We start from the raw sequence: 25,428 nt of genomic DNA, 5'->3' as shown, positions 1-25,428 counted from the left end.
CCAACTGGATTGCTCCTGCAGGCTCTCTTTTGACAGCCCGCAGCGCTGGCGACTAACTCAAACAACCGATAAGTGTGGGCGCCTAAATGGGATTGCGCTTGGATTTTCCAGAAAGGAGGTGATCCAGCCGCACCTTCCGATACGGCTACCTTGTTACGACTTCACCCCAGTCACGAACCCCGCCGTGGTAATCGCCCTCCTTGCGGTTAGGCTAACTACTTCTGGCGAGACCCGCTCCCATGGTGTGACGGGCGGTGTGTACAAGACCCGGGAACGTATTCACCGTGACATGCTGATCCACGATTACTAGCGATTCCGACTTCACGCAGTCGAGTTGCAGACTGCGATCCGGACTACGACCGGCTTTATGGGATTGGCTCCCCCTCGCGGGTTGGCTACCCTTTGTACCGGCCATTGTATGACGTGTGTAGCCCCACCTATAAGGGCCATGAGGACTTGACGTCATCCCCACCTTCCTCCGGCTTGTCACCGGCAGTCCCATTAGAGTGCCCTTTCGTAGCAACTAATGGCAAGGGTTGCGCTCGTTGCGGGACTTAACCCAACATCTCACGACACGAGCTGACGACAGCCATGCAGCACCTGTGTGCAGGTTCTCTTTCGAGCACAGCCCCATCTCTGGAGCCTTCCTGCCATGTCAAAGGTGGGTAAGGTTTTTCGCGTTGCATCGAATTAAACCACATCATCCACCGCTTGTGCGGGTCCCCGTCAATTCCTTTGAGTTTCAACCTTGCGGCCGTACTCCCCAGGCGGTCAACTTCACGCGTTAGCTTCGTTACTGATCCAGCTAAGGACCAACAACCAGTTGACATCGTTTAGGGCGTGGACTACCAGGGTATCTAATCCTGTTTGCTCCCCACGCTTTCGTGCATGAGCGTCAGTGCAGGCCCAGGGGATTGCCTTCGCCATCGGTGTTCCTCCGCATATCTACGCATTTCACTGCTACACGCGGAATTCCATCCCCCTCTGCCGCACTCTAGCTTTGCAGTCACAAGCGCCATTCCCAGGTTGAGCCCGGGGATTTCACGCCTGTCTTACAAAACCGCCTGCGCACGCTTTACGCCCAGTAATTCCGATTAACGCTCGCACCCTACGTATTACCGCGGCTGCTGGCACGTAGTTAGCCGGTGCTTATTCTTACGGTACCGTCATTAGCCTAGGGTATTAACCCAGACCGTTTCGCTCCGTACAAAAGCAGTTTACAACCCGAAGGCCTTCGTCCTGCACGCGGCATTGCTGGATCAGGCTTGCGCCCATTGTCCAAAATTCCCCACTGCTGCCTCCCGTAGGAGTCTGGGCCGTGTCTCAGTCCCAGTGTGGCTGGTCGTCCTCTCAGACCAGCTACAGATCGTCGCCTTGGTAGGCTTTTACCCTACCAACTAGCTAATCTGACATCGGCCGCTCCAATCGCACAAGGCCCAGTATTGCTACCAAGTCCCCTGCTTTCATCCACAGATCACATGCGGTATTAGCACAGCTTTCGCTGCGTTATCCCCCACGACTGGGCACGTTCCGATGCATTACTCACCCGTTCGCCACTCTCAAGGGTTGCCCCTCTACCGTTCGACTTGCATGTGTAAGGCATGCCGCCAGCGTTCAATCTGAGCCAGGATCAAACTCTATAGTTCGATCTTGATTTACTCAATTCAACGGAATTGAAGTGTTTCCACTCCAAACTGTCTCATGAGCGTTTTTTGTCGTTCCGAAGAACTTGTTCCGAAGAACTGTCCTCGCGTAACCACATCCAAACGCCCACGCTTATCGGCTGTAACTTGTTAACGATCAACAGCAAACTCAAAATAACGTCAGCGCCTCAGCACCAACCTCTCTCTCATCTACCTCAGACTCGCTGCGATCAGCGAAGCCTTGAATTATGACACAGTTTTGGGTGTCTGGCGAAAATTTTTGCAAATTTTTTGCCACTTCTCTGTAACGACCTTGTCACGCTAGCGGACTAGAGTGTCAGTAGGCTTGCGCCTGCATTGCTCTGTATCGGCCCGCCTTGCTACTCTGTGCGTCCAGCGAAGCCTTGAATTATGGCACGTTCGGCGTGATCGTCAAGACTTTTTCTGGATTTTCTCGAAAAATTTTTGCACACCCTGCCTCACTGCTGGCTCCGTGAGGATGGGGGCTTGGTCGGTTGCTGGGGGCTTTGCACATGCTGCACCGTTCGCGCCGTGTGGCAGTGCACGGGTGCTGCCGTCGGAGCTTGGCACAATCGCAGCCTTGTCCACTTGGAACGGGTCTGTCCGACCCTCAAGCCACCCATGAACCACACCACTCACCCGGCCACACCGGCCACCCATCGCTCCTACACCTTGAGCGACTTTGATTATGCACTCCCACCCGAACTGATTGCCCAACATCCGTGCCCTGAGCGCAGCTCGGCGCGCTTGCTCGATGGCACTGGCCTCGACCCAGCGGACCGGGTGTTCCGCGATTTGCCCGGCCTGCTGCGCGCGGGTGATTTGCTGGTGTTTAACGACACCCTCGTCGTGAAGGCTCGCCTGTATGGGGAGAAGCCCAGCGGTGGTCGCTTCGAGTTGCTGCTCGAGCGCGTGCTCGGTGGCCCGCGCCATGAGGTGATCGCGCACATGAAGGTGAGCAAGAAGCCGGCGCTGGGTACCGAGTTGCTGCTTTGGAACCGCACTGGAGATGCCCTCGTGGCGCGGGCAACCCTGCTTGGCCGCTGGCCCGACGCGAACGGTGCGCTGTTTCGCCTGAGCTTGAGTGAAGAGCCGTACGCGCTGATGGCGGCCCATGGGCATGTTCCGCTGCCGCCTTATATTGAGCACACCGACAGCGAGGAGGACGAAGCGCGCTACCAGACGGTGTTTGCCAAGAATCCGGGGGCGGTGGCGGCCCCGACGGCGGCGCTGCATTTTGATCAGGCGGTGCTGGATGCGCTGCAAGCGCATGGGGTTCAATGCGCCAGCGTGACGCTGCACATCGGGGCCGGTACGTTTCAGCCCTGCAAGAGCGAGAACATTGCCGAGCACGTGATGCACAGCGAGTGGTACCAGATTCCGCAAGCGACGCAAGATGCCATCCAAGAAACGCGCGCACGCGGGGGGCAGATCGTCGCGGTGGGCACCACCTCGGTGCGCTCACTGGAGAGCTGGGCGCGCACGGGGGAGGCCACGGGCGACACCGCGCTCTATATTACGCCGGGCTTTGAGTTTGCCTTGGTTGATCGGCTGATCACCAACTTCCACTTGCCCAAGAGCACCCTGATGATGCTGGTGACGGCCTTTGCCGGTTACGATCATGTGATGGCGCTGTACCGACATGCGGTGGCACAGCGTTACCGTTTTTTTAGCTACGGCGACTCGATGCTGCTGCAGCGCGCGCGCCTGAGCGGCCTTTCCACTACCCCATCGCCCCCCCCATGAACGCCATCCAACGCACCGAAGTCGTATTCAACACCGAAGACCTGTTGACCAGCCTGTGCAACTCGGTCACCAAGGTGCTGGGCGTGGCCACCAACAGCCCGGTCAGCTACTCGGGCATGGTGCAGCGCATCCACAAGACCTGCCTCAAGCCCGATATTGGCTGCTTCGTGCTGTTTGATGGCGGTTTTTCAGGGCTGGTGATCCTCAACTTCAGTGCTCCGGCGGCGCTGGAGATTTACCACAGCTACCTGCTGAGCATGGGCATGGCGCGGGCGGACTTGGCCAATTCGCACACCTCGGACGAAGTCGGCAACGTGATGGGCGAGCTGATGAACCAGGTGCTGGGCGATTTCACCAGCAAGGTGCAGCGCGAACTGCACACCTACATCTCCCAGAGCCAACCCAAGATGCTGGTGTTGAGCAAGCAGGTGGTGCTGAGTGTGGATGCGCACTTGGACCAGCCGGAGGCGCGGCGCGTGACGTTTTACACCAGCAAGAACCACATTTTTTACTTGGAGCTGGCCACCGACCGCACCGAGTTTGTGCGGCTGTACGATTTTGAGCCGCAAGAAGCCCCGAACCCGGATGAACTGATGGAGCAGGCCGCTGCCAAGCATGCCACTGCCAGCGCACCGCAGCCGAACAAGGGCGGCGGTGATAACGCCACCGACGAACTGCTGCGCTCGCTCGGGATGTAAGCGCTGCTCAGCGGCGCCAGTCTGTGCGCGGCTGGTGGCGGCGCGCGTTGTTGGCCACTAGCAAGCCCAGCAGCGCCGAGGCCACGCGCGCCTGCGGCCCGTCGGCGCGGCTGGTGAGCGCAATGGGAATGCGCGCCCCGAGCACGATGCCGGAACCGCTGGCCCCGGCCAGGTATTCGAGCTGCTTGGCCAGCATGTTGCCGCTCTCCAAGTCGGGCACCAGCAAAATATCGGCCTGCCCCGAGACCGGCGATTCGATGTGCTTGATGGCCGCGGCCTGGGCCGAAATGGCGTTGTCGAAGGCCAGCGGGCCGTCGAGCACGCCACCCTTGATCTGGCCCCGGTCGGCCATTTTGCACAAGGCGGCGGCGTCGATGGTGGAGGGGATGTTGGGGTTGACGGTCTCGACCGCCGACAAAATCGCTACCCGCGGCTGCTCCACACCCATGATGCGCGCAAAGTCGATCGCGTTTTGCACGATATCGACCTTCTCGCCCAGGCTGGGGCGGATGTTGAGCGCGGCGTCGGTGATGAGCAGCGGCTTGCTGTAGAGCGGCACGTCGAAGCGAAACACGTGCGACATGCGCCGCCCGGTGCGCAGCTCTTTGCGCTGCAACACGGCGGCGATCAGCTCGTCGGTGTGCAGGCTGCCTTTCATGAGCATTTCGACTTCGCCCTTGGCTGCCAAGTCGGCCGCGATTTCGGCCGCTTCGTGGCTGTGCGCCGCAGGCATGATCTGGTAGGGCGACAAATCCAGCTCGGCTTCGGCGGCCAGGCGCCGCAGCCGCGGCTCGGGCCCGATCAGCACCGGGGTAATCAAGCCAGCGCGCGCGGCATCCACGGCCCCTTGCAAGGAGCCGGCATCGCAGGGGTGCACCACCGCGCAGCGCGCCGGCTCCAGCCCACGGCCCAGCGCCAGCAGCTCGCGCAAGCGGGCCTCGGGGTCGGACAACTGCAGGCGCGGCAGATCGGGCCGGCGCAGGCGCAACTTTAGCGTTGGGGCCAGCACCCGGGCCACGCCTTGCAACACGCGCACCCCGTTTTGGTTGGTGGCGGCGCAGTCGAGTTCGACGCGCTTTTTGGCCTCGTCTTTGGAGGCGACGGTGAGCAGCACCTCCAGCGAGTCGCCAATGTGCACGGGGTGCAGGAAGCTGAGTTGCTGCTCCAGGTAGATCGTTCCCGGCCCCGGAAACTGGGTCCCCAGCAGCGCCGAGATCAGCGCGCCGCCCCACATGCCGTGCCCGACCACCCCGTGCAAGCGGGTATCGGCCGAGTATTGCGGGTCGAGGTGCGTGGGATTGGTGTCGCCCGAAACGGCGGCAAAGGCCTGAATGTCTTGCAGCATCAGGGTGCGCAGCAGGCGCGCGCTCTGGCCGATTTGCAGTTCATCGAAGGTGTGGTTTTCGAGCCAGTCGGCGGCCAATGGGTGCAAATCGTTCATAAGACCAGCGGGGTTGGATGAGCGGGATGACAGCATAGCTTGCCGATCGCTCAATTCGATGACCGGGTGCAAACCCCATGCGCTCGGCTGGGCGACAATCGCGCCCATGCTGCAATTTGAACGCCTTGCCACCGACCCCGCCAGCCACGCCCGCCGTGGCCGCCTGACTTTGCGCCACGGCGTGGTGCAAACCCCGATATTCATGCCGGTGGGCACCTACGGCACCGTCAAGGGGGTGCTGCCCCAGAGCCTGCAGCAGATGGGGGCAGAGATCATTCTGGGCAACACCTTTCACCTCTGGCTGCGCCCAGGGCTGGAGGTGGTACAGACCTTTGGCGGCTTGCACCGCTTCGAGAACTGGCACGCACCCATTCTGACCGATTCCGGCGGCTTCCAGGTCTGGAGCCTGGGGGCGATGCGCAAGATCAGCGAGCAGGGGGTGCAGTTTGCCAGCCCGGTCAATGGCGACAAGCTGTTTCTCTCGCCCGAGGTGAGCATGCAGATCCAGACCGTGCTCGACAGCGACATTGCGATGCAGTTCGACGAATGCACGCCCTACTGGCAGGGTGAGGGCGCGACCCAAGGCGGCAGCGGCCATGTGACGTCCGAGGCCGAGGCGCGCGCCAGCATGGCGCTGAGCCTGCGCTGGGCGCGGCGCTCAAAGGCCGAGTTCGAGCGGCTGCAAAACCCGAACGCCCTGTTTGGCATCGTGCAAGGCGGAATGTTCGAGCACCTGCGGCTGGAATCTTTGCAGGCGCTGGTGGAGCTGGATTTGCCCGGCTACGCCATCGGCGGTGTGAGCGTGGGCGAGCCCAAGGAGCTGATGCGCCAGATCATGGCCCACACCCCGCACCGGCTGCCAGCGCACAAACCGCGCTACCTGATGGGGGTGGGCACGCCCGAAGATTTGGTGCAGGGCGTGGCCGACGGGGTCGATATGTTCGACTGCGTGATGCCGACCCGCAACGCGCGCAACGGCACCCTGTTCACGCGCTATGGCGACCTGAAAATCCGCAACGCCCGGCACCGCCACGACCCGCAACCGATCGACCCTTCCTGCAGCTGCAGCGCCTGCGCCGGGCCCGATGGCCTGAGCTGGGAGCAAGGCGGGCGGGGCGGCTTTTCACGCGCTTATTTGCACCACCTGGAGCGCTGCGGCGAAATGCTGGCCCCGATGCTGGCCAGCATCCACAACCTGCACTATTACCTCAACTTGATGCGCGAGGTGCGCGCGGCGCTGGAGGGCGGCGTTTTTGCGGCTTGGCGCTTGCGCTTTGCGGCGGATCGCTCGCGCGGGGTGTAGCGTCGGCAGCGGCCTCGGCTTTGGCCGCCGCCGCTTGCGCGCTGGCCATGGCTTCGGTGCCGGCTTGCACGCTGTGCGCCATCTGCTCGGCGGCGCGGCTGGCGTGCTCGGACATGTCGCGCAGCGCCCCGTTGGCGATGGTCTGAAACTGCTCGGTCAGGGCGCTCCACCACTGCATGGGATCGACGGCGGGGGGCGCGGCATCGCTCGACCCCGGCGCTTGGGCTGCGGCGGCAGGGGCTTCGGGTGCAGACGGCTTGACCGTGAACGCATCGGCCATTTCCTGCATGCTCACATTCATGCTTTTGAGCGTGAGCAGCGTCATTTTTTGCAACTCCAGCGCCTGGATGGTGGCCGCCAGCGCCTTGGTGTTCTGGTCGAGCCAGAAATGCACCGTGCGCAAGTCTTGGATGCGCTTATCCAACTCCTCGGGGTCGAACACCGGGGCAATCCAGTGGCTCATGGGGGGCAGGCCCGGCACGGCGCTGGCTGCGCTGCCCAAACCAGCGGCACTGGCGGCACTTTGGCGGCCCAGATTGCTCAAAAACTCAAAGCCCGGTAAGGTGCGGGCAAATTCAAAGGCTTCGGGTTGTGTCATGCGGTGCTCCTCGTGGTGGCCAGCCTGCAGCATGCCACAGCTTGGCGCCTTCGTGTGCATCCTGGCCCATCTGGCGCCAGAGATTGACCGGGATCAAAGCCGTTGTGCTGCGTTTTGCCTCACAATGAAATCCATCAAGCAGGAGACCGAACCATGAGCCAGAACATTTCCGACACCTTCGCGCTTCAGTTGCAACACATGCGCACCGAGTTGATTGCGCAACTGCGCGTCCAGCGTGGCGGCAAGATCGGCCGTGCCGAAGCGGCGCCAGACCGGCACGACGTGCAAAGCGGCGACCGGGCGCAAAACGAGGCCGAACGCGATCTGGCCATGTCGATCGACGCGCGCGAGACCGATGCCCTCACCGCCATCGACGCAGCCCTCAAGCGCATCGCGGCCGGTAGCTACGGCCTGTGCACGGCCTGCGGGGTCGATATTCCGACGGCTCGCCTGCACGCCAACCCGACCGCAGAGCGCTGCGTGGTTTGCCAAGGCCAGTTTGAGCAGGCCCGTGGCGAGACCCACCCTTCGATGTAAGCGCCGTGCACACCGACCCCACCCAACGCCCGACTGGCCAGCCCACCCGGCGCCAGTGCCTGCTGGCGGCGTTGGCTTTGGGCGCTGCGTGGAGCGGCATGGCGCACGGCAACCCAACCGCCCCTTCAGGCCATCGCGGGGCCTACGCTTGGCCTGAACGTTTGGCGCTCGACTACGAAGTGGGTGCGCGCATCAGTGGCATGCCGGTGCGCGCCAGTGGCCAACTGCAGTGGCTCATGCGCAGCGGCCAGTACGAGGCCAGCTTGCAGATGCGCTTGCCCTTGGTGGGAGGGCGCACCCAGCGTTCGCGCGGTCGGCTGCTGCCCGATGGCTTGCAGCCGACCGAGTTCAGCGACCAAACCCGGCGCACACGCCGTTTCGATCTCGATTGGGCGGCGCTGCGCTATCGGCACCAGCGCGACTCCGAGGCCGAGCGCGTCGGCCCCTTGCAAACCGGCACCCAAGACCGGGTCAGTTTGTTTTTCGAGCTCGCGCGCCGGCTGCAACGCCAGACACCGGTACTGGACACGGTGTGGAGCGTGCCCGTGCTGGGCCCCTCCGGGGTGCAGCCTTGGACGCTGCGCCTGCGCGCGCTGGAACAAATCGAAACCCCTGCCGGCCCCCTGTCGGCTTGGCGGCTGGAACGTCACGACACGCAGCCCGACGACACCCGCCTGAGCCTGTGGCTGGCCGAAGCGGTGCATTACCTGCCGGTGCGCATCTTGTTGCAAGAGCCGGACGGCGATTGGGCCGACCAGCGCCTGCTTCGACTGCCCACGGCTTGAACCAACGCGCTGAGGCCCCATCTAATTTGCAAGGAGGCTTCTGACACGGCCGCAACCCGCGGACTTGCAGGGTTTCCCGATTCGGCGCACAGTACATCTATGCAAACCCTCTACGACTCCGACACCTTTGTGGTGGTCCACATTTTGGCGCATGCCGATGCGGTGCGGCCGCAGGTGCTCGCGCCAGCGGATCCGGATGGGCAAACAGCAGGGGCTGTCCATGCCCCCACCGCGCACCAGATGCCGCGCCACGGCTTTGAGATCGTCGACAAGCGCTCCGGCAAGGAAGTCTACCTTGACGGCTCATGGGCCGAGTTGTTCCAGCAGCAGATTCACACGTGGCAGCGCGACGCCCCCACGCAAGAGGAAGTGGAAGACACCTTGGAAGGGTACGCCACCTTGGCCCAAACACCCGTCGCGGTGCACTGAGGCTTGGCCTTAGCGCCGCCGACCACCCCCGAGCAAGCCGCCCAGCACCCCGCGCACCAGTTGCCGCCCCACCGAACTGGCTGCGGCGCGCAACGCCGTTTGCGCCACGGTTTGCAGCAGCCCGGGGCTTTGGCGGGCTGCAGCGCCCGGAGCGGCTCGGTTGGCTGCCCCCACCACAGCACCGGTTGCCGCCGTCTGCGCGTGCTGGCGCAGCAGCTCGTAGGCGCTCTCGCGGTCCAGCACCTTTTCATAAACCCCTGCCACCAGGGAGTTTTGCCGCAAGGCCAGGCGCTGCGCCGGCGTGATCGGGCCGAGCTGGCTGCCCGGCGGCAGCACGTAGGCGCGCTCGGTTTCGCAGGGGCGCCCCTTGGCGTCGAGCAGGCTCACCAGCGCCTCGCCCACCGCCAGCTCGGTGATGGCGGCTTCGATGTCCAGCCCCGCCTTGGGGCGCATGGTCTGGGCGGTGGCGCGCACCGCTTTTTGGTCGCGTGGGGTGAAGGCGCGCAGCGCATGCTGGATGCGGTTGCCCAACTGGCCCAGCACCGCATCCGGGATGTCGAGCGGATTTTGGGTCACGAAGTACACCCCCACGCCCTTGGAGCGCACCAGCCGCACCACCAGCTCGATGCGCTCGACCAGCACCTTGGGCGCGTCTTTGAAGAGCAGGTGCGCCTCGTCGAAAAAGAACACCAGCTTGGGTTTTTCGGGGTCGCCGATCTCGGGCAGTTGCTCGAACAGCTCCGACAGCATCCAGAGCAAAAAAGTGGCGTACAGGCGCGGTGCCTGCAGCAAGCGGTCGGCCGCCAGCAGGTTGATCACGCCTTGGCCGCCCACCGTCTGCATGAAGTCGGACAAATCGAGCATGGGCTCGCCAAAGAAGGCCTCGCCGCCTTGCTCCCCGATTTGCAGCAGCCCGCGCTGGATCGCTCCGATGCTGGCTGCACTCACGTTGCCGTACTCGGTGGTGAACTGGCGCGCGTTCTCGCCCACGTGTTGCAGCATGGCGCGCAGGTCTTTGAGGTCGAGCAGCAGCAGACCTTGGTCGTCGGCGACCTTGAACACCAGGTTGAGCACCCCGGCTTGGGTGTCGTTGAGGTCGAGCATGCGCGCCAGCAGCAGCGGCCCCATGTCGCTCACGGTGGCGCGCACCGGGTGCCCCTGCTCACCGAACACATCCCAGAGCGTGGTCGGGCAAGCCAGCGGTTCGGGCAGCGCCAAGCCGCGCTCGGCCAGCACCTTGGCCAATTTTTCGCCCACCTGCCCCGGCTGGCTGATGCCGCCCAGGTCGCCCTTGACGTCGGCCATGAACACCGGCACCCCGATGCGCGAAAACTGCTCGGCCAGGCTTTGCAGCGTCACCGTTTTGCCGGTGCCGGTGGCCCCGGTGATGAGGCCGTGGCGGTTCGCCAAGCCCGGCAGCAGGTGGCAGGCAGTGGCCCGGTTTTGGGCGATGGGCAGGGGTTCAGGCATCAAGGGGCTCCCGTTTGAAGGTGTCAAATTCTAGGGGATTGCTGCCGCACTGCGGCAGCCGAAAGCCGCGCTGTGATCGGCGCGGGACCAGGGAGGCTCTGCACCCCCCGGAAACCGCCGCCATACCCAGACACAGCCCCTAAACTGATCATTCTGCTTGACGCCCGGGAACCGCTGGCGTAAAGTGCGCGGCGGGCGGCTCCTTTTTTCTAAGCCGCCCCTTTAGGAGTCCCCACTATGAAAGCCCACCTCAAACTGTTCTTGTTGGCACTCGCTGCCCTTTGGCTGGCCGGCCCCGCGCTGGCGCAAAGCTACTACGTGGACATCACGAACCGCACCGGCTTTGTGATCACCCACATCTACGTCAGCCCGGCCAATTCTTCGAGCTGGGAAGAAGACGTGCTGGGCAACAAGGTGCTGGCCAAGGGGGCCACCCACCGCGTCACCCTGACGGGCTACCGCAGCCCGATTTTCGACATCAAGCTGGTCGATGAAGACGGCGACAGCTACACCTACTGGAAGGTCGATGTGTCCAAGCGCGACATCGTGGCGCGCCCGGAACACCTAGACTGAAGCAACGGCCCACAAGGCCCAAGCGCTGCGCCCGTGCTGCGCAGAAGGCTCATGCTGCACCCGCCATCGAGCCTGCCCTTTTGGGGCAAGCTCAATTGACCGGTTGCAGGGTTTTCACCCATAGATAGCGCCCACGCAGGCCTTGGTCAACCTCGCCGTGCAGGCGCACCTGGGTTTCGGGGCCGATGCGGCGGCCCTGCCACACGGCGGGCTCGATTTCGACCCGCAGCTCGCCGCTGGCGTCACGAAACAGGTAGTAGTGCTCGCGCTGGTGCGCCACGATGTGGCCCGTGAGCGTGAGGTAGCTGCCTAGGCGCGCCTGCTGCGCCTGCTGCACCGTGCTGGCGCTGCCCGCCACGCTGGGGCCGGTGAACTGGGCGCTGGCGTGGGCCACGAAGGCACCCAAGAGCGCGGCGAGCAGGAGCTTGCGTTTATTCATTTGACTTACTCCACGGCCTTGACCATCTCTTCGACCACCTTCTTGGCGTCGCCAAAGACCATCAGGGTTTTGTCCATGTAGAACAGCTCGTTGTCCAGCCCGGCGTAACCGGCGGCCATGCTGCGCTTGTTGACGATGATGGTCTTGGCCTTGTAGGCTTCCAAAATGGGCATGCCGTAGATCGCACTGCCCTTTTGCAGCGCCGCCGGGTTGACCACGTCGTTGGCACCGAGGATGATGGCCACGTCGGCCTGGCCGAACTCGCCGTTGATCTCCTCCATCTCGAACACCTGGTCGTAGGGCACTTCGGCCTCGGCCAGCAGCACGTTCATGTGGCCCGGCATGCGCCCGGCCACCGGGTGGATGGCGTACTTGACCTTGATGCCCTTGTCGGCCAGCTTGTGCGCCAGCTCTTTGACGGCGTGCTGCGCCCGCGCCACCGCCAGCCCGTAGCCGGGGACGATGATCACGGTTTCGGCGTTGCCCAGAATGAAGGCGGCGTCGTCGGCGCTGCCGCTCTTGACCGGACGCTGCGCCGCACTGGCGGCCACCACGCCCTCTTCGCCACCAAAACCGCCCAAAATCACGCTAAAGAAGCTACGGTTCATGGCCTTGCACATGATGTAGCTCAGGATCGCGCCCGAGGAGCCCACCAGCGAACCGGCGATGATCAACATGCTGTTGTTGAGCCCAAAGCCGATGCCGGCTGCGGCCCAACCCGAGTAGCTGTTGAGCATCGAGACCACCACCGGCATGTCGGCACCGCCAATGGGGATGATGATCAACACCCCGATCACGAAGGCCAGCGCGGTGAGCACGATGAAGGCGGTCCAGTTGCCGGTGAAGGCAAAGTACAGGCCCAGCGCCACAATCGCGATCCCCAGCACCAGGTTGATCTTGTGCTGCCCGGCAAACGTGACTGGCGCGCCTTGGAACAGGCGGAACTTGTACTTGCCGCTGAGCTTGCCGTAGGCGATCACGGAGCCGCTGAAGGTGATGGCCCCGATGGCCGAACCCAAGAACAGCTCCAGCTTGTTGGCAAAGGGAATGTCGCCGCCGCGCTCGGCGATGCCAAAGGCCCAGGGCTCGGCCACCGCCGCGATGGCAATGAACACCGCCGCCAAGCCGACCATGCTGTGCATGAAGGCCACCAGCTCGGGCATTTTGGTCATCTCGACGCGCTTGGCCAAATAGACACCGAAACTGCCCCCAACCAACATACCCAGCAAAATCCAGCCCGCGCCCTGGGTGGCACTGACGCCCAGTTGCTGCGCCATGGTAAAAATCAAGGCCAGGGTGGTGAGGATGGCAATGCCCATCCCGGTCATGCCAAACACGCTGCCGCGCAAGGCCGAGGTGGGGTGGCTCAAGCCTTTGAGGGCCTGGATCAAACAGACCGAGGCCACCAAGTACAACAGTACGACCAGATCCATGCTCATTTGGCGTCCCCTTGCGCAACCGCGCCGGCTTTGCGTTCTTTCTTCTTGAACATCTCGAGCATGCGGCGCGTGACCATGAAGCCGCCAAACACATTCACCGCCGCCAGCGCCACCGCCAGCACACCCATGGTCTTGCCGAGGGTGGTTTCGGTCAGCGCTGCGGCCAGCATGGCCCCGACGATGATGATGGCCGAAATCGCGTTGGTGAGGGCGATCAGCGGCGTGTGCAGCGCCGGTGTGACGTTCCAGATCACGTGGTAGCCGACGTAAATCGCCAGCACAAAGATGATGAGGTTAAAGACCAGCGGTGAGACGGCTTCCATGATGGGGTTCCTTGGATTCTGTGGGAGGTGGGGCCAACGGCGGCGCAGCAAAGGGAGTGGGTTCAGGCCTTGCGCCGCACTTCGCCGCCTTGGGTCATCAGGCAGGCGGCAACGATGTCGTCGTCCAGCGGCACCTGCACGGTGGTGGCGTCTTTGGGCAGCACCAGCTTGAGGAAGTCGAGCACGTTGCGCGCGTACAGCGCAGAACTGTCGGCCGCCACCAGCGCAGGCAGATTGGTTTCACCTATGATGAAAACGCCGTGCTTTTGCACCGTTCGCCCGGCTTCGGTGAGCGGGCAGTTGCCGCCCACGCCGCCTTCGCCCTTGCCAGCGGCCAGATCGACGATCACCGAACCCGGCTTCATGCTCTGCACCATGGCCGCGCTGATGAGCTGCGGCGCCGGGCGGCCCGGAATCAGGGCGGTGGAGATCACCACATCGGCCTGCGCCACGCGCTTGGCGACCTCGACCTGCTGGCGCGCCAGCCACGAGGGCGGCATCGGCCGTGCATAACCGCCCACGCCTTCGGCGGCTTCTTTTTCTTCGGCGGTTTCGTAAGGCACCTCGATGAACTTGGCCCCCAGCGACTCGACCTGCTCCTTCACGCTCGGGCGCACGTCGGAGGCTTCGATCACCGCGCCCAGGCGCTTGGCGGTGGCAATGGCCTGCAAACCGGCCACGCCGACGCCCAGTATGACCACCCGCGCCGCTTTCACGGTGCCGGCTGCGGTCATGAGCATGGGGAACAGGCGCTGGTACTGGTTGGCGGCCAGCAGCACCGCCTTGTAGCCGGCGAGGTTGGCCTGCGAGGACAGCACATCGAGGCTCTGAGCGCGCGTGGTGCGCGGTGCCGCCTCCAGCGCAAAGGCGGTTAAGCCGGCCTGCGCCAGCGCTTGCAGACCGGCGGCGTCGAAGGGGTTGAGCATCCCGACCAGGGTGCTGCCAGGCTGCATCAGCGCCAGTTCGGCGGCCGAGGGGCTGCGCACTTTGAGCACCAGCGCGCAGGCCAAGGCCGCGGCGGCATCGACCACTTCGGCCCCGGCCGCTTGGTAGGCGGCGTCGGTGGCGCTGGCGGCCAAGCCGGCACCGGCTTGCACCCGCAGTGTGTGGCCCTGCGCCACCAGTTTTTTGACCGTCTCGGGCGTGGCAGCGACCCGGGTTTCGCCTGCCGCGCTTTCGGCGGGTACACCTATCAACATCTGTGACTCCTGCGGTTGGATGTAAAAATTTGCTCTTGCCCGTAGCTTACCGCCATTTTGCTGCCTTGCCGGAACCGCAGCAGACTGAAAAGGGGCTGGACGGGGCGGTGGCGTCGATAATGCGAGCCCAAGAAGCATCGCAAGGCCCTCCAGGGGGTGCAACCCACCCGAATCGAGCGCTGCCGCCGCCAACCTTTGAGCCTCTAATATACACCAATGGGTATAAACCCAGTTCCATGGCCATCAAGTCCACCATCTTCAAAGCCAGCCTGCAAATCGCCGACATCGACCACGGCTACTACGCCGACCACGCCCTGACGCTGGCGCGGCACCCGAGCGAGACCGATGCGCGCCTGATGGCGCGGCTGGCGGCGCTGGTGCTCAATGCGCACCTGATCAAGGACTGGTGTGGCGGCGACGCCACGCTCAGCTTTGGGGCGGGCTTGTCGGACCCGCAGGACCCGGACGTGCACCTGAGCGACTTCACCGGCCGCAAGCGGCTGTGGGTGGAAGTGGGTCAACCCGAGCCCAAACCGCTGTCCAAGGCTTGCAGCCAGGCCGACGCGGTGCGCGTCTATGCCTACGGGCCAGCGGCCGAAGTCTGGTGGCAGGGCGCGCAAGGGGCGCTGGCGCGGCTGGACAGGTTGCAGGTCTGGCGCCTGCCCAGTGCCGAGATGCAGGCGCTGACGGCCTTGGCCGAGCGCAGCATGACGCTGCAAGCCACCGTGCTCGACGGCCTGCTCACACTCTCGAGCCCCAACGCCACGGTGGCACTGGAGCCGCAGCGCTGGCAGTGAGGGCGGCGCTTGCGCCGGAGGGCTAGCCCGCTAGCCCGCCAGCGCCAAAGCCAGCGCCGCCAGCGCCGCCGTCTCGCTGCGCAGCACCCGTGGCCCCAAGCTGACCGGGGCAAAACCGTTGTCCCGCAGCGCTCGCTCCTCTGCCGCCGCCAGCCCCCCTTCGGGCCCCAGCACCAGACACAGCGGCCGCGTGCCCGGCTGCACCTGCGCCAGCGCAGCCGGCCAAGGCTGGCTGCCCGGGGCCAGCGACAGCACGGCGCGCCAAGGCTCATCCAGCCCCGGCGCGGCACCCAAGGCCTGCAACCACCCCAGCAGGGATTGCACCGGGTGCACCAGCGGCACCCGGTTGCCGCCGCACTGCTCGCAAGCGCTCACCGCCACCGCCTGCCAGTGCGCCACTTTTTTGCTGGCGCGCTCGGCTTGCAGGCGCAGTACGCTGCGCTCGGTGTGCAGCGGCTGGATGCTGGCCACGCCGAGTTCGGTGGCCTTCTCGACCAGCCAGTCCATGCGTTCGTTGGCCGGCATGCCCACTGCCAGATGCACCGACCGCTGCGGCTCGCGCCCACCCGCACGCAGCGTCTGCACCTGCACCTGGACCCGGTTGCGCCCCATTTGCAGCACCTCGGCTAGGCACTCGCCGCCGTGCTCGAAGCCGCCGAAAAGGGTCAGCGTGTCGCCCGGCTGCAGGCGCAACACCTGCACATGGCGCACCGCCGCCGCGCCCAGATCCAGCGTCTGGCCGACGTGCAGCGGCTCGGGGTGGTGAATGCGCGGCATGGTGGGGGCAAAGGTGCAGATCAGACGCGGCCGTAGGCGAAGCCGCTGGCCCCTTGCCAGCCTTCGACTTCGTCGATCAGGCGCAGCAGCGGCGTGAGTTCGCGGTAGCGCAAGGCGGTGCTGCGGATGTAGTGGATAAAGCGCGGCGCATCGGCGAGGTATTTGGGCTTGCCGTCGCGCAAGGTCAGGCGCGCAAAAATGCCCGCCACTTTCAGGTGCCGCTGCAGCGCCATCCAGTCCACTGCGCGGTAAAAGCTGCCAAAGTCGCGGCCCCAGTCTTCGAAATCGAGCAAGCCGGTGCGGCGCGCCTGCTCCCAGTAGCGCACCGTCACGTCCAGCACCACGTCTTCGTCCCAGCTCAGGAAGGCGTCGCGCATCAGGCTGGCGATGTCGTAGCTGAGCGGGCCATAGACGGCGTCTTGGAAATCGAGCACGCCCAGGCGGCGCTGCGGGTCGCGGGGGTCGAAGCCGGCGTGCGGCAGCATCAGGTTGCGCGGCATGTAGTCGCGGTGCACGAAGCCCTGCGGGGCCGCCAGGTTGCGCTGCACGATCAGATCAAAGCTCTGCGCCAGCGTCTGCGTCTGCGCCGCCGAGAGCGTGAACCCCTTGTGCCGCCCCAGGTACCAGTCGGGGAACAGTTGCAGCTCGCGCCGCAGCAGCGTGGCGTCGTAAGCGGGCAGCAGGCCGGACCGGCTGGCTTGTTGCCAGGACAGCAGGGCGGCGAGGGCGTCTTTGAAGTAGGGCAGCGCGGCTTCGGGCTGCTGCGCATCGAGCGCGTCGAGCAGGGTCTGCTGGCCCAGGTCGCTCAGCAGCATGAAGCCGAGCTCGGGCTGCCAGGCCAGCACCTCGGGCACGCGCACCCCAGCCTCGCGCAACAGCGCCGCCACTTGCACGAAGGGGCGGCAGTCTTCCTGCGCCGGTGGGGCGTCCATCACGATACAACTGCCGCCGCCGTGGCGATCGAGGCGCAGATAGCGCCTGAAGCTGGCGTCGGCCGAAGCCAGGCGCAGGCTGGCGGGCACGAGGCCGTGTGCGCTGGCCTGCTCGGCCAGCCAGAGGCCAAAGGCGGCGGCACGCGCCGGGTCGCTCCAAGAAATGGGTTCGCCAACGGACTGGGGGGCAGGAGTCATGGTCGCTTGAGGCACTCTGGGTGGGTGATAATCGCCGCTGATTCTACGCAGCCCTAGCGACTGCCTGATTCGGCCGCGTGGCCCCGAACCTGCTCCACATGCCCACTATGCTGCGCCCCATGGGCCGAACCGTTAGCAACCAGCCCGCCTTGGATGGGCTGCACCCGGTGGGTGTGCGTCTGCGCGCTTGGGCGCAGGCTTGCCTGCTGGCTTGCATGGCGGCACCGGCTTGGGCGCAGCCAGCCCACCCAGACGCGCTGGTGCTGCAATCGAGCGAGCGCTTGCAAGAGACGCTGCCTGCGTCGGCCTTGGCCGAATCGGCGCTGCTGCTGTCGGCCGAGCGCATGACGGGGCAAGCCGGGCAGGCGGTGCAGCTCGAGGGCCAGGCCGAACTGCGCCGCCACGACCTCGTGCTGCGCGCCGACACCCTGCGCTACGACCCCGCCAGTGAAACCGCCCATGCCCGTGGCAACGTGCGCATCAACCGCATGGGTGACATCTTCGAGGGCCCAGCGCTGAGCTTGCAACTCGACACCCGCCAAGGGTCTTTCGATTCGCCCCGGTTTTCTTTGTTGCGCCACGGCGGCTACGGCGAGGCGAGCCGGATCGATTTCGAAGGGCCGGGCCGCACCGTGGCGCATCGGGTGCGCTACAGCACCTGCCCGCGCCCACGCGACGCCAACTGGGAGCCCGACTGGTACTTAAGCGCAAACCGGATCGTGTTCGACCAAGAAACCGACACCGGCACCGCCACCGGCGCCGTGCTCAATTTTCAGGGTCTGCCTATCTTGGCCGCTCCGTGGATCAGCTTTCCGCTATCGGACCAGCGCAAATCGGGCTTGCTGGCGCCGACCTTCAACCTCGACAACGTCAGCGGGGTCGAGCTCACCCTGCCCTACTACTTCAACCTGGCCCCGAACCGCGACGCCACCTTGTTCCCGACCCTGATGAGCGAGCGCGGGATCGACCTGGCGGGCGAGTTTCGCTACCTCGAGCCGCGTTACGCCGGCCAGGTGCGCGCCGCCTTCATGCCCGACGACCGCTTGCGCGACGCCGACCGCTGGGGCCTGTCGCTGCAACACCAGCACCTGCTGCCCGACTTGGCTGGCCTGAGCGGGCCCAGCTTGAGGCTGGACCTCAACCGCGTCAGCGACGACAACTACTGGCGCGACTTCCCGCGCACCAGCACCTCGCTCACCTCGCGCCTGCTGCGCAACGACATCGAAGTCAGCGCGCGCCGCGGCAACTGGGCCTTCAGCGCCGGCGCCTACACCTGGCAAACCCTGCAAGACCTCGACGCCCCCATCGTGGCCCCGTACGACCGCCTGCCCTCGCTTTCGGCCAGCTACCGCAGCGGCCCCTTTGGCTGGGCTGCAAGCGAGGGCTGGAGCGTGTCGCTGTTGGCCGACGTGACGCAGTTTCGCACCGACCGGCAACCGCTGATCGGCGCCTTCAACCAGCGCACCGACGTCAATGGCACGCGCTGGCTGGGTGTGCTCAACGTGGACAAAACCTGGCAGACCCCCAGCGCCTTCTTGCGCCCGGGCTTGCAGTTGCACGCGCGCCAGTACCAACTCGAGCAGGCCGTGGGCCCAGTCGGGGCGCGTGACCGCAATCCGAGTGTGCTGGTGCCCACCCTGAGCCTGGATTCGGGCTTGGTGCTGGAGCGCGAGTCAACCTATTTTGGCCGTGCGGTGCTGCAAACGCTGGAGCCGCGCCTGTTTGTGGCGCACACCCCGTACCGCCGCCAAGGCTATCTGCCGGTCTATGACAGCTCGGCCTTTGACTTTAACTTGAGTTCGATCTTTTCGGCCAACCCCTTTGGCGGCCACGACCGCATCGCCGACCTGAGCGCGCTCACGCTGGGCGCCACCACGCGGTTGCTCGACCCGGCCACGGGCGCCGAGTGGGCCAACCTGAGCGTGGCGCAGCGGCTGCGGCTGCGCGACCAAGAGGTGGTGCTGCCCGGGCAGCAGCCCATACGCGAGCAACTCAGCGATGTGCTGTTGAGCGGCTCCATCAACTGGAGCCCGCAGTGGGCCTTCAACGGCACCTTGCAGTACAACCCCGAGCTCGGGCAGACCGAGCGCACCACGCTGGCCGCCCGCTACAGCCCGGGCGATTTCCGGGTCTTCAACGTGGCCTACCGCTTGCAGCGCGACACCAGCGAGCAGATCGACTTTGGCTGGCAGTGGCCGCTGAGCGATTTGCTGCGCGGGCCAGCCATCCCGGCTCTGGGGCCGGGGCGTGGCCTCGGGCCTGGGCACTGGTTCAGCGTGGGCCGGATCAACTACAGCTTCAGCGAGCGCCGCATCGTCGACCTGATCGCCGGTTTCGAGTACGATGCCGGCTGCTGGATCGGCCGCATCGTGGTCGAGCGGCTGCAACAAAGCCGCACCGAAGCCAACCAGCGCATCCTGTTCCAGCTCGAGTTCGCTGGCTTTTCGCGCATCGGCTCCAACCCCTTGCAGGTGCTGCGCGACAACATCCCGCGCTACCAGTTCCTGCGTGAAGAAATCAACCCACCGAGCCGCTTCCAGCGCCATGAATAAGTTCCCCTCACGCCACCGGGCCCGCCCTGCGCCCTTGCCCCTGCTGCTCTGGGCCTTGGCCGGCTGCCTGTGGGTGCCCGCCCACGCGCAACTGCAAAGACCGGCCCCAGCTACCACCACCACCCCGCAGACCGCGCCCGCAGTGGCCCGCCCGGCAGCGCCGCCCAGCGCCGTGCCGGTGCGCGACATCAACCGCATCGTGGCCTTGGTCAACTCGGAGCCGATCACCGAGCGCGAGCTGCGCACCCGCATCGAACGGGTGCAGGCCACCCCAGGGGCCAACCTGCCGCCTGCGGCCGAACTGGAGCGCCAGCTGCTGGAGCTGCTGATCGTCGAGCGCACCCAAATCCAGTGGGCGCGCGCCTCCGGCATCGTCATCGACGCCGCCGCGCTGGCTGAGGCCGAGGCCACGGTGGCGCGGCAAAACGGCGTCACGGTGGCGCAACTGCACCAGCGCCTGCAAGCCGACGGCCTGAGCCTGAGCGGCTTTCGCGCCAATCTGGAAAACGAGCTGTTGCTGCTGCGCGTGCGCGAGCGCGAAGTGGCGGCGCGGGTGCGCATCAGCGAATTGGAAATCGACGCCCACTTGCGCCAGCACAGTGGCGCAGCGGCGCTGGCCCAGACGGCGCTGCACCTGGCCCACATTCTGATCGCGCTGCCCGAGGATGCCGACGCCGCCACGGTGGCCGAGCGCCAGGCCCGGGCGGCTGACTTGGTGCGCCGCGCCCGCGCTGGCGAGGACTTCGCGGCCTTGGCGCGCCAGCACTCCGACGGCCCGGAGCGCGCCGCCGGCGGCCAAATGGGCTTGCGCAGCGCCGACCGCTACCCGACGCTGTTCGTTGAGGCGGTGCGGGGCCAGCCGCGCGGGGCGCTGGTGGGACCGCTGCGCAGCGGGGCCGGTTTTCACGTGCTGCAGGTGCTGGAGCAGCGCAACCTCAATCTGCCCCCCACGCACCAGACGCAGACGCGGGCGCGCCACATCCTGCTGCGCCCAGCCAACGCCACCGAAGAGGCCGCCGCGCTGCAGCGCATGAGCGAGTGGCGCACCCGCCTGCTGGCCGGCACGGCGCGCTTCGAGGATTTGGCGCGTGAGCACAGCCAAGACGGCTCCGCCCCCGAGGGCGGTGACTTGGGCTGGGCCAGCCCGGGCCAGTTCGTTTCCGAGTTTGAGCAAACCATGAACCGGCTCGCGCCCGGAGAGGTGGCGCCACCGCTGCGCTCGCGCTTTGGCCTGCACCTGATCGAGGTGGTGCAGCGGCGCGAGGTGGAAACCAGCGCGCTGGAGCGGCGCAACTGGGTGCGCGCGCACCTGCGCGAGCAACGCACCGACCAGGCCTACGAGGAATGGGCGCGTGAGCTGCGCGGGCGTGCTTACGTCGAGCTGCGGCTGAGCGAGCGCTGAAGGCCAAAGTGTCGGCGCGCCGCCCCCCGCACAGCGCCCCGACGCTGCACGAAGGCCACCGGGCGCGCAAGCGCTTCGGTCAGCATTTTCTGTCTGACCAAACCATTGTCGAGGCCTTGGTGAGCGCCATTGCGCCGCGCCCGGGCCAATTCGTGGTTGAAATCGGACCTGGCCTGGCGGCCCTGACGCAACCGCTGGTCGAGCGCTTGGGCCACCTGACGGTGATCGAACTGGACCGCGACCTGGCGCAACGCCTGCGTGCCCATCCGCAGTTGCGGGTGATCGAGTCCGATGTGCTGCGGGTGGATTTCGCCTCGCTGCTCCCCGGCGCAGACCCGGCAGCCGACCCCATGGGTGCCGACGGTACCGGATCAGCGCGCCTGCGCATCGTGGGCAACCTGCCTTACAACCTCTCAAGCCCGATCTTGTTTCACCTGCTGCCTTGGGCCCACGTGGTGCAAGACCAGCACTTCATGCTGCAAAAAGAAGTCATCGAGCGCATGGTGGCCGCCCCCTGCAGCGCCGCATATGGCCGCCTGAGCGTGGTGCTGCAGTGGCGCTACGCCATGGAAAACGTGCTGCTCGTGCCGCCGCAAAGCTTCACACCACCGCCGCGCGTCGACAGCGCGGTGGTGCGCATGGTGCCGCACGCACAACCCGCCGCGCTGCATTGGCCGACGCTAGAAGACACGGTGCGGGTGGCGTTTTCGCAGCGGCGCAAGCTGCTGCGCCACAGCCTAGGGCACTGGCTGACCGAGCAGGGCTACGGCGGGCGCTTCGACCTGCAGCGCCGGGCCGAAGAAGTGCCGGTGGCCGAGTACGTGGCGCTGGCGCAGGCGCTAGCAGGCACCGCGCCAGCCACTCAGCCGCCGACTCAGGCCGCCGAGAGCCAGTAACCGGCGTTGAAGGGGCTGCTCATGCGCAGCGCCTGCGGGCTGACATCGACCAGCTTGTCGGTGAGCTGCGGCTCTTGGCCCAGCTGCAAATCGGCCGCCTTGGGTGCGCGCGCCACCGAGAAGGAGTAGAAGCAGCGAAAAGGCACCTTGCGCTCGCTCCAGTAGTCGGCCACGTCGCGGAAAATGTCGAGCAACTGCTCGCGCGCTTCTTTGTCGAACTTCGGCCCAGTCGGGATGTGTTCGAGCACCACGATGAAGCCGGTTTGCGGGCCCGACTTGTGCAGCGCATCGGTGAGCTTGTCGTGCAAGGCGTCGAAGTTTTTGGTTGCTTGCACCGGCAGGTTGGGGTGCTGAGCCACGAGGTCGATCACGTCTTGCTTGGTTAGGGCGGCGGCGAGATCGGCGTACAGGAAGCGGTGCCCGAGTTGCTCGGCCGCTGCCTGCAAATCTTTGACCGTGTGGGCACGGATCGATTGCACGATGTTGGTTCGCACGTGACGAAGGGGGTTATCCATCTCGGCGCTGGTCCAGAAAATAGAAAAAAGAAATCAAGACAAACCAAACGCTATGCGGCACAGCCACTAAAAAGCCCGTCCGGCTATTTCGTCGAGCGTGGTAACAAGCGGTTGGCTGCGTGGAAAAAACACAAGACCCAAATCGAGGCGTAGGGGGCGAGCCACGGACGCAACACGCCGCCTTTGCCTCGAAACGATCTTCTGATTTTGCCTCAAGCACACCGAAATTGCAAGCAAAATCCTCTTGCGGCAGCGGGTATCAACCGCCTGCGTCACCCGCCGCGACCGCGCGCGGCCCCACATTGGCCTCGGCCACACACAGCGCCGTCATGTTGACGATGCGGCGCACGGTGGCGCTGGCGGTGAGCACGTGCACCGGCTTGGCCACCCCGAGCAGCATCGGCCCGACAGCGATGCCGCCACCGGCAGCGGTCTTGAGCAGGTTGTAAGAAATATTGGCCGCGTCCACATTGGGCAGCACCAACAGATTGGCTTCGCCCTCGAGCGCGTTGCGCGGCATCAGGCGCGCGCGTGCGGCGGCATCGAGCGCCACGTCGCCGTGCATCTCGCCCTCCACCTCCAGCCAGGGCGCGTGCTCGCGCAACAGCTCCAGCACGCGGCGCATCTTGAGCGCCGAGGGCTGGTCGGAGGAACCAAAGTTGGAATGCGACAGCAGCGCCACCTTGGGCGTGATGCCAAAGCGCAACATCTTGCGCGCCGCCATCTGGGTGATTTCGGCCAGTTGCTCGGCGCTGGGGTCGTAGTTGATGTGGGTGTCGACCATGAACACCTGGCGCCCGGGCAGCATGAGCGCGTTCATGGCGGCGTAGCAACTGGCGTGTGGGCGCTTGCCGATCACCTGGTCGATGTAGTGCAGGTGGATTTGCGGCGTGCCCCAGGTGCCGCAGATCAGGCCGTCGACGTCGCCCCGGCGCAGCAGCATGGCGCCGATCAGGGTCAGGCGGCGGCGCATCTCGATTTTGGCGATCTGCTCGGTCACGCCACGGCGCTCTTGCAAACGGTGGTAGTCCTGCCACAGCTCGCGGTAGCGCTCGTCGCGCTCGATGTTGACCACGTCGAGATCGCGGCCGGCTTGCAGGCGCAGGCCAAAGCGCTGGATGCGCTGGTCGATCACCGCCGGGCGCCCGATCAGCGTGGGGCGCGCCAAGCCCTCATCGACCACGATCTGGCAGGCGCGCAACACGCGCTCTTCTTCGCCCTCGGCAAAGGCGATGCGCTTGTGCTGCGCCTGTTTGGCAATCGCATAAACCGGCTTCATGATGGTGCCGGAGGCAAAGACGAAGCTCTGCAACTTTTCGCGGTAGGCCTCGAGGTCGGCGATCGGGCGCAGCGCCACGCCGGAGCGCGCCGCCGCCTCGGCCACCGCCGGCGCGATCTTGATCATCAGGCGCGGATCGAAGGGCTTGGGGATCAGGTACTGCGGCCCAAAGGACAACTGCTCGCCCACGTAGGCCGCCGCCACCACCTCGTTTTGCTCGGCCTGCGCCAGTTCGGCGATGGCGTGCACGGCGGCGATCTCCATCTCGTCGCTGATGGTGCGCGCGCCGGCGTCGAGCGCACCGCGAAAGATGTAGGGAAAGCACAGGACGTTGTTGACCTGGTTCGGGTAGTCGCTGCGCCCGGTGGCCATGATGGCGTCGGGGCGCACCGCCAGCACCTCATGGGGCTGGATTTCGGGTGTGGGGTTGGCCAGCGCAAAAATCAGCGGCCGCGCCGCCATGGCACGCACCATCTCGGGTTTGAGCACGCCACCGGCTGAGAGGCCCAAAAACACGTCGGCACCCGCTATCACTTCGGCCAGCTTGCGCTGCGCAGTGGGCTGGGCAAATTGGGCTTTGTCGGGGTCCATCAGCTCAGCCCGGCCCTCGTAGACGACGCCGGCGAGGTCGGTGACCCAGATGTTTTGACGCGGCAGCCCGAGCTTGAGCAACAGCCCCAAGCAGGCCAGCGCCGCCGCCCCGGCACCGGAAGTGACGAGCTTGATCTCGTCGATGCGCTTGCCCACCACCTTGAGGCCATTGAGCAGCGCCGCCCCGACCACGATCGCGGTGCCGTGCTGGTCGTCGTGGAAGACCGGGATTTGCATGCGCTCGCGCAAGCGCCGCTCGATATAAAAACAGTCCGGGGCCTTGATGTCTTCGAGGTTGATGCCGCCAAAGGTGGGCTCGAGCGCGGCGATGATTTCGACCAAGCGCTCCGGGTCTTTCTCGTTGATTTCGAGGTCGAAGACGTCGATATCGGCGAACTTTTTGAACAGCACGCCCTTGCCTTCCATCACCGGCTTGGCTGCCAGCGGCCCGATATCGCCCAAGCCCAGCACCGCGGTGCCGTTGGTGATGACGGCCACCAGGTTGCCGCGGCTGGTGTATTTGTAGGCATTCACCGGATCGGCCACGATCTCCTCGCACGGCGCCGCCACCCCGGGCGAGTAGGCCAGCGCCAGGTCGTGCTGGTTCGTGAGCTGCTTGGTGGCGCGAATGGCCACCTTGCCAGGGGTCGGGAATTCGTGATACTTAAGGGCCGCGCGGCGCAATTCGGCGCGCTGGTCTTCGGGTGGGCTGAGCATGGTTGCGGTCTCCGGCTGGTGCAGGGGCAATGACACGGTGGCGCCGCTGGCGCTGCGGCTGACTGGCATTGTAGGGCGCACAGACCGCCCCAGTCACCGCCCGGCTTTTCCAGCCCCGCAGCAGGACC

Annotated in this window: 21 protein-coding genes, 1 rRNA gene and 1 pseudogene; 11 read left to right on the top strand and 12 right to left on the bottom strand. The window is 65.5% G+C overall.

Annotated features, from left to right (window positions below; translation table 11 throughout):
- Window positions 1-111: 111 nt before the first annotated feature.
- Window positions 112-1,646, bottom strand: a 16S ribosomal RNA gene (locus tag SRAA_RS11830).
- A gap of 639 nt (window positions 1,647-2,285) precedes the next feature.
- Between SRAA_RS11830 and queA the strand changes: the two genes are divergently transcribed.
- Window positions 2,286-3,410 (top strand): tRNA preQ1(34) S-adenosylmethionine ribosyltransferase-isomerase QueA, encoded by a 1,125-nt coding sequence (gene queA / locus SRAA_RS11825; protein WP_045532935.1) that lies wholly within the window; start codon window positions 2,286-2,288, stop codon window positions 3,408-3,410.
- Window positions 3,407-4,108, top strand: a complete 702-nt coding sequence (locus SRAA_RS11820; protein WP_045532933.1) for a DUF3334 family protein — start codon at window positions 3,407-3,409, stop codon at window positions 4,106-4,108. The genes queA and SRAA_RS11820 overlap by 4 nt, the downstream gene beginning before the upstream one ends.
- A gap of 7 nt (window positions 4,109-4,115) precedes the next feature.
- Here SRAA_RS11820 and SRAA_RS11815 read toward each other — a convergent pair whose 3' ends face one another.
- A complete protein-coding gene (locus tag SRAA_RS11815) occupies window positions 4,116-5,549 on the bottom strand; it encodes a bifunctional enoyl-CoA hydratase/phosphate acetyltransferase (protein WP_045532931.1) in 1,434 nt (477 codons plus the stop codon).
- A 106-nt stretch (window positions 5,550-5,655) separates the two neighbouring features.
- Here SRAA_RS11815 and tgt point away from each other — a divergent pair, with 106 nt between their 5' ends.
- Window positions 5,656-6,852, top strand: a complete 1,197-nt coding sequence (gene tgt / locus SRAA_RS11810; RefSeq protein WP_045533853.1) for a tRNA guanosine(34) transglycosylase Tgt — start codon at window positions 5,656-5,658, stop codon at window positions 6,850-6,852.
- Here the strand turns inward: tgt and SRAA_RS11805 are convergent.
- Entirely contained in the window at window positions 6,758-7,450 is a 693-nt protein-coding gene (locus tag SRAA_RS11805; protein WP_082040117.1) for a PhaM family polyhydroxyalkanoate granule multifunctional regulatory protein, read from the bottom strand. The genes tgt and SRAA_RS11805 overlap by 95 nt on opposite strands.
- Before the next feature lie 153 nt (window positions 7,451-7,603).
- Between SRAA_RS11805 and SRAA_RS11800 the strand changes: the two genes are divergently transcribed.
- The 3 genes from SRAA_RS11800 (at window position 7,604) to SRAA_RS11790 (ending at window position 9,201) form a co-directional block, all read left to right on the top strand.
- A complete protein-coding gene (locus SRAA_RS11800; RefSeq protein WP_045532927.1) occupies window positions 7,604-7,987 on the top strand; it encodes a TraR/DksA family transcriptional regulator in 384 nt (127 codons plus the stop codon).
- A gap of 5 nt (window positions 7,988-7,992) precedes the next feature.
- Window positions 7,993-8,772 carry a DUF3108 domain-containing protein gene (locus SRAA_RS11795; protein WP_045532924.1) on the top strand — a complete coding sequence of 260 codons (780 nt, stop codon included), beginning with the start codon at window positions 7,993-7,995 and terminating at the stop codon, window positions 8,770-8,772.
- A gap of 99 nt (window positions 8,773-8,871) precedes the next feature.
- Window positions 8,872-9,201, top strand: a complete 330-nt coding sequence (locus SRAA_RS11790) for a BTH_I0359 family protein (RefSeq protein WP_045532922.1) — start codon at window positions 8,872-8,874, stop codon at window positions 9,199-9,201.
- Between the two features lie 9 nt (window positions 9,202-9,210).
- Here the strand turns inward: SRAA_RS11790 and SRAA_RS11785 are convergent, their stop codons facing one another.
- Window positions 9,211-10,671 (bottom strand): helicase HerA-like domain-containing protein, encoded by a 1,461-nt coding sequence (locus SRAA_RS11785; protein WP_045532921.1) that lies wholly within the window; start codon window positions 10,669-10,671, stop codon window positions 9,211-9,213.
- A gap of 237 nt (window positions 10,672-10,908) precedes the next feature.
- Here SRAA_RS11785 and SRAA_RS11780 point away from each other — a divergent pair, with 237 nt between their 5' ends.
- Window positions 10,909-11,244, top strand: coding sequence for a hypothetical protein (locus SRAA_RS11780; RefSeq protein WP_045532918.1), 336 nt, complete (start codon window positions 10,909-10,911; stop codon window positions 11,242-11,244).
- 91 nt (window positions 11,245-11,335) lie between these two features.
- Here the strand turns inward: SRAA_RS11780 and SRAA_RS11775 are convergent, their stop codons facing one another.
- From SRAA_RS11775 to SRAA_RS11760, 4 genes are all read right to left on the bottom strand, one after another.
- Entirely contained in the window at window positions 11,336-11,683 is a 348-nt protein-coding gene (locus SRAA_RS11775; RefSeq protein ID WP_045532916.1) for a YgiW/YdeI family stress tolerance OB fold protein, read from the bottom strand.
- Between the two features lie 5 nt (window positions 11,684-11,688).
- Complete coding sequence (locus tag SRAA_RS11770; RefSeq protein ID WP_045532914.1) at window positions 11,689-13,122, bottom strand: NAD(P)(+) transhydrogenase (Re/Si-specific) subunit beta; 1,434 nt, start codon at window positions 13,120-13,122, stop codon at window positions 11,689-11,691.
- Complete coding sequence (locus SRAA_RS11765) at window positions 13,119-13,445, bottom strand: NAD(P) transhydrogenase subunit alpha part 2 (protein WP_045532912.1); 327 nt, start codon at window positions 13,443-13,445, stop codon at window positions 13,119-13,121. Before SRAA_RS11765 ends, SRAA_RS11770 begins: the two co-directional genes overlap by 4 nt.
- A gap of 62 nt (window positions 13,446-13,507) precedes the next feature.
- The gene (locus SRAA_RS11760) at window positions 13,508-14,644 is read right to left on the bottom strand and encodes a Re/Si-specific NAD(P)(+) transhydrogenase subunit alpha (protein WP_045532910.1); all 1,137 of its coding nucleotides are present in this window, start codon (window positions 14,642-14,644) and stop codon (window positions 13,508-13,510) included.
- 236 nt (window positions 14,645-14,880) lie between these two features.
- On the opposite strand from SRAA_RS11760, the gene SRAA_RS11755 reads away from it, so the two are divergent.
- A complete protein-coding gene (locus SRAA_RS11755) occupies window positions 14,881-15,441 on the top strand; it encodes a YaeQ family protein (RefSeq protein WP_045532908.1) in 561 nt (186 codons plus the stop codon).
- A 30-nt stretch (window positions 15,442-15,471) separates the two neighbouring features.
- On the opposite strand, the gene SRAA_RS11750 is transcribed toward SRAA_RS11755, so the two are convergent.
- Window positions 15,472-16,218: a 16S rRNA (uracil(1498)-N(3))-methyltransferase gene (locus tag SRAA_RS11750; RefSeq protein ID WP_045532906.1), complete on the bottom strand. Its 747-nt coding sequence runs from the start codon at window positions 16,216-16,218 to the stop codon at window positions 15,472-15,474.
- Between the two features lie 20 nt (window positions 16,219-16,238).
- Window positions 16,239-17,348: an aminoglycoside phosphotransferase family protein gene (locus SRAA_RS11745; protein ID WP_045532904.1), complete on the bottom strand. Its 1,110-nt coding sequence runs from the start codon at window positions 17,346-17,348 to the stop codon at window positions 16,239-16,241.
- A 119-nt stretch (window positions 17,349-17,467) separates the two neighbouring features.
- Here SRAA_RS11745 and SRAA_RS11740 point away from each other — a divergent pair, with 119 nt between their 5' ends.
- From SRAA_RS11740 to rsmA, 3 genes are read left to right on the top strand one after another with little or no spacing between them, the layout of a single operon-like run.
- Window positions 17,468-19,900: an LPS-assembly protein LptD gene (locus tag SRAA_RS11740; RefSeq protein ID WP_045533852.1), complete on the top strand. Its 2,433-nt coding sequence runs from the start codon at window positions 17,468-17,470 to the stop codon at window positions 19,898-19,900.
- Window positions 19,893-21,302, top strand: a complete 1,410-nt coding sequence (locus SRAA_RS11735) for a peptidylprolyl isomerase (RefSeq protein ID WP_045532903.1) — start codon at window positions 19,893-19,895, stop codon at window positions 21,300-21,302. Before SRAA_RS11740 ends, SRAA_RS11735 begins: the two co-directional genes overlap by 8 nt.
- An 8-nt stretch (window positions 21,303-21,310) precedes the next feature.
- Window positions 21,311-22,198, top strand: coding sequence for a 16S rRNA (adenine(1518)-N(6)/adenine(1519)-N(6))-dimethyltransferase RsmA (gene rsmA / locus SRAA_RS11730; protein ID WP_231849291.1), 888 nt, complete (start codon window positions 21,311-21,313; stop codon window positions 22,196-22,198).
- A gap of 119 nt (window positions 22,199-22,317) precedes the next feature.
- Here rsmA and SRAA_RS11725 read toward each other — a convergent pair.
- Together SRAA_RS11725 and SRAA_RS11720 are read right to left on the bottom strand one after the other, a co-directional pair.
- Window positions 22,318-22,713 (bottom strand): annotated as a pseudogene (locus SRAA_RS11725) (barstar family protein); the annotation flags it as partial.
- Between the two features lie 259 nt (window positions 22,714-22,972).
- A complete protein-coding gene (locus tag SRAA_RS11720; RefSeq protein WP_045533848.1) occupies window positions 22,973-25,300 on the bottom strand; it encodes an NADP-dependent malic enzyme in 2,328 nt (775 codons plus the stop codon).
- Between the last annotated feature and the right edge of the window lie 128 nt (window positions 25,301-25,428).

This window comes from Serpentinimonas raichei (assembly GCF_000828895.1).
GTDB classification, from domain to species: Bacteria; Pseudomonadota; Gammaproteobacteria; order Burkholderiales; family Burkholderiaceae_C; genus Serpentinimonas; species Serpentinimonas raichei.
This window is presented reverse-complemented; position numbering and strand designations above follow the sequence as displayed.